Source organism: Trichococcus sp., from assembly GCF_049589555.1.
Classification (GTDB): domain Bacteria; phylum Bacillota; class Bacilli; order Lactobacillales; family Aerococcaceae; genus Trichococcus.
In genome coordinates, this window is sequence record NZ_JBAWAZ010000325.1 from 1 (window position 1) to 4,573 (window position 4,573).

A 4,573-nucleotide genomic window follows, 5' to 3' on the forward strand; every position below is an offset into this window, starting at 1 on the left:
GGGCTCACATTATGGAAATCCGATCTGCGCTTTCGCAGAACATCTTCCGCCGGCTCATTTCTGCTATGACTGCCGTCAAAAGATCCAAGCGTTGCTGAATGGAATCCAGCTCCACATATTCATGATCGGTATGGAAAGCGCCGCCGATCAGACCGATGCTGCAGACCGTTGGAACCCCCACGCTGGTAGTGAAGTTGGCATCGGATACGCCTCCCGATTTTTTGAACGAAACGACCGTGTCCATCTGCTTGCCGACATCTTCGAAGACGCTCCGCAAAGCTTTCGCACCCGGCACGTCGACCATAGGCGGCCGCTTGCCGATCACTTCGATCTCGACGCCGATCTCCATTTCGGTTGCATGGGCCTGCAGTTCCTCTAGCATATCAAAGAAGGCCGTGACATCAGCAGGATTCGAATAACGGTAGTCCAATTCCATCTGGGCATGCTCGGGGACGACATTCGGCACGCTGCCGCCCTGGATGGTGCCCGCATTGACAGACACACCGGCATCATAATCGATCAAAGTATTCATGCGAACAATCCAATGAGCCAGTTCATTGATGGCGCTGCGCCCTTCCTGGGGAGCGTCGCCGGCATGGGAGGGCCGGCCCTTGAAATGGATCTTCAGTTTTTCGATGCCTTTTCTTTCCTTGATCATCGAACCATCCGCTGAACTCGGCTCCATGACGAAAGCGAACTTGGCCGTTTTCGCTTTTTCGATGATCACTTCGCGGGAATAAAAGGAGCTGATCTCCTCATCCGGATTGTGGATCACACAGATATTGAGGCTTTGCTTCAGTTCTGCGGGCAAGTTCTCCAGCAAATAGGCCGTCAACAGGCTGCAGCCTTTCATGTCATAGACGCCCGGACCATAAAGCCGCTCCCCTTCTATCTTGAAAGGCCGTCTGCTCGCTTCCCCATCCAGAAACACAGTATCGGTGTGGCCGATGAAGAGCAGATCGATGGGTTCTTCCGGAGCATTCGTCGCCACCAGTACCGGCCCCACCTCCGGACCGACCGAAACCAGCTCGGTCAGAAAACCTTGCTGCCTATATTTCTCTTCCAAAAACGCCGCCACTTTTTGTGTGCCCGCAGGATTTCTGCTGCCACTGTCGATATTGACGATCGTCTCCAATTCACGTAAATACTGATTCCTATCGAAGCCCATGGCAATTCCCCCTTGGCGAAATTATAGCATCCACCTATACCTAAAATATACTGTTTTTTTAAAGCGTTCTCAAATTATCCCTGACAATGGTTGTATCATTATCTGACGAAGCCCGATCCGCTCGCATGTTTAAAGACAAATACCAGAAACTTTATCTCGAGTGGATTCGCGGCTGCAATTTCCGGTAGTTTGCAATAAATGGCTCTACTTGATTGAAAGTTCCGGTTCAAACTCTTGATACAACTCCCAGGGCACCTCGTTTTGAAGCTTATACTGAATTTCGATCGGTTTTTCATTCCGGTATGACAATGGATTTATTTTGCCTAAATAGATGAATTTGGATGTTACATTATCGATTTGTTTGAATTTCCGCGCGAACAAGTGCAAGGTTACGCCTCGTTTTTCCGCATTGATGAAGTCTTGCCCTCGGTCAGAGTCTACTTTTGTGGAGTTAGGCGATTCCCATTGGAACTGTTTGGTGTTGATGAACTTATCCTTGTAGTTCACGCGTTCTTCTACGTCGTCACCTTTATGAAGGTCCACAAAATAGAAGTAATGATTGATTTCATCATTTTTCAGCACGCCCTGACCTCGAAAGGAAGAATGTATTTTTTTATAGTTTGACAAAATGGCGATGTCCTTCATCGTGTACTCTTCGTACAGTTTTAAATGCGGAATACCATAGTTTATTGAGCCAAATGTTTTTAAATAGCGCATTCTGCCGTAATGAAGGACATCTTCAATAAAAGGACGATACTGTTCATCTGCCAACATGATTGAAAAATCATCAGTCCGATGCAACACATTCCTTTCATCCAAAGTCACCAAGAGTCTGGCAGATTTCAATTCCCCTTTATCGGAAAACTCCATATTCAAGGTACGGAAAGCATGCAGAATGGTCTCGTCATCGACTGCATCTAAATATTCCAATAATTCTGTTTTTGCTGTCTCCAAAGTACATGTTTCATGTGTCAGCAGATAGGTTATGATCATATTTTCATGCAGCCGAACTAAAGGTAATTTTTGAGACAAATCAGTCAACACAGCCATGAATAAAGGATTACTTTGCAATTCCATCACTTGCGCATTATTCGGTTCGACTTTATCCAAAAATTCGATGTAGTTTCGCGCTTTAAAACTACCCGACCTGGAGAAAAATTTAACTGGGTCTGGTGCGGCATCGACCTTTAAATAATCCTGCAATAGCCAAGGAATTCTACCGCTGTTCAAATTTTTGAATTCATTGTACGTATTCTTTAAATAGGCCAGAGTAGAAAAGTTCTCAAAATCAATTTGCTCCAGAATTTGTTGTTTGCTGACTTCGTCCAACTGGATATGGGTCGCTCCCGGCAAATCCGAGAAATTGCGTTTCACTGACGTTTTGACGCTGTCCTTGTCATAAAAACGGCGCCCGTTCAGAGCGATCGCAATCAGGAAGCTTTTGCTGTAGTTGCCGATGAAATCCAAAACCGTCAGGAATTCCTTGTTGTCTTTTTTGCGCAAGCCACGTCCCAATTGTTGCGTGAACACAATGGAAGATTGGGTCGGCCGCAGCATCATGACCAGATTGACTCCGGGAATATCGATCCCTTCATTGAAAATGTCCACAGTGAAGATTACTTCCAGATCAGAATCTTCCGTTTCCAGTAATTTCGTGTAGGCTTCCCTTCTGGTTACTTTATCCCCACCAGATAAGGCGATGCTCGGGATACCCCGTTTATTGAATTCCGCCGCCATAAATTCTGCGTGAGCAATCGTCATGCAGAATCCTAACGCTTTGCGCTTCAAGCCATCATGCCCATAGTAGTTCATTTTTTCGATGATGAAGTCTACCCGCCGATGAACACTGAGGCGTTTGGCAATTTGATCGGGCGTCAGATTTTCCGCGCCCTTTAAGTCGACACCCGATTCATCGGTGATGCCAAAATAATGGAACGGCACCAGCAAATCATATTCCAATGCCTCCCGCAGCCGGATTTCAACCGGAACATTGTTGTCGAACAAGTCAAAGATGTTTCCGCCATCCGTCCGTTCCGGAGTCGCAGTCATCCCCAACAGAAATTTGGGATTAAAATGCTCCAGAACTTCAACATATCTCGGACTGGTCGCATGATGCGCTTCATCTACGATGATATAGTCGAAATGCCCCGGGTCATATTCTGCATAAATATTCTTCATGCTCTGGATCGTCGCAAATAAATAATCAGCCTGCTGCTCTTTGGATGTCCCGGATAAAATGCCTGTGGATCTATCCTTCAAATTGATGATTTTTTTAAAAGACGACATCGCACTATGCAGGATATCTTCCCGATGAACCAGAAATAACAACCGCTCTGGTTTTGTCTGCTTTACATCAAAAGCCGCCATAAACGTTTTACCTGTTCCCGTGGCAGCAATGACCAAAGCCTTCTCCTGATGCTTTTCGCGCAGCCGCATCAGCTTTTCCATTGCCAGTTCCTGCATCATGTTTGGTTTGATCGAAGGTCCGCGCGTGAATTGGAAAACCATAGGATAGGCCTCTTGGACAATGAGGTCTTTTTTGCGGTCCTTCAAGAAGCTTGCGTAATCATCGATGAAGGCGTCATCCAATATTTCGCTGCTCTCCCAAATCAAGCTGTAGGCTTCCATGATTTCCGAAATAAATTCTTCGTCCTCATCGCCGTCCTTGGTGATGATCTGAAGATTCCATTCGATGTTGCTTTTCAAGGCGCTTTGGGTAATATTGGAAGAACCGACGATGACTTTATAGTAATTGGTGTATTCAAAAATGTAGGCTTTTGGATGAAAGCCAGTTTGTTGGGTGGCAACAAAAATGCGCGTATCGATATGCTGGAATGCCTTTAACCGGGTCAACGCATACGGTTCCGTAAAGTTCAGGTAGGTCCCGGTCAGTATTTTTCCTGACGCTCCATTCTCAGCCGCTTTCTGGATCGGATCCAACAATAATTGCAGTCCGGAAAAGTTTATGAAAGCCACGTTCAAATAAAAGCGTTGGCACGTTTCCAATGATTGGACTAATTCATCCAACAAGGTCCCTTTTTTGCTGTTGGTTATCAACGAATACATGGCTCCACCTCGCTTTTTCTCTATACTCACGAGTTTATCATACTGGTAATATATTACTAGATCATATAGAGATAATTATTCTATATACGCATATCTGATTTGTGTCTCTTTTGGCCTTTCAAGGTGTATTCTTTTACATCTGCTTCTGACTGTTCTAAACTGAAGATTAGTAAACGTTATCATATCAGGAGGTTATTTAATGACAAATAAAGATGTATTCACTTTTTACAATGGGGTATCGATTCCCTCCATCGGTTTCGGCACATGGCAAATCCCTAACGAAGAAGCCTATGCAGCGGTGACGATGGCTTTGAAAAACGGCTATACGCACATTGATAC

General features: G+C 45.2%; 2 protein-coding genes and 1 pseudogene. 1 reads left to right on the top strand and 2 read right to left on the bottom strand.

All coding sequences use genetic code 11. From position 1 onward, the window contains the following. Positions 1–4 precede the first annotated feature (4 nt). Both WBV27_RS11415 and WBV27_RS11420 read right to left on the bottom strand, forming a co-directional pair. Complete coding sequence (locus tag WBV27_RS11415) at positions 5–1,168, bottom strand: M20 family metallopeptidase (RefSeq protein WP_424202166.1); 1,164 nt, start codon at positions 1,166–1,168, stop codon at positions 5–7. 204 nt (positions 1,169–1,372) lie between these two features. Continuing rightward, on the bottom strand, positions 1,373–4,234 hold the full coding sequence (locus tag WBV27_RS11420; protein ID WP_424202168.1) for a DEAD/DEAH box helicase: 2,862 nt from the start codon (positions 4,232–4,234) through the stop codon (positions 1,373–1,375). A 199-nt stretch (positions 4,235–4,433) separates the two neighbouring features. Here WBV27_RS11420 and WBV27_RS11425 point away from each other — a divergent pair. Beyond that, positions 4,434–4,573 (top strand): annotated as a pseudogene (locus tag WBV27_RS11425) (aldo/keto reductase); the annotation flags it as partial.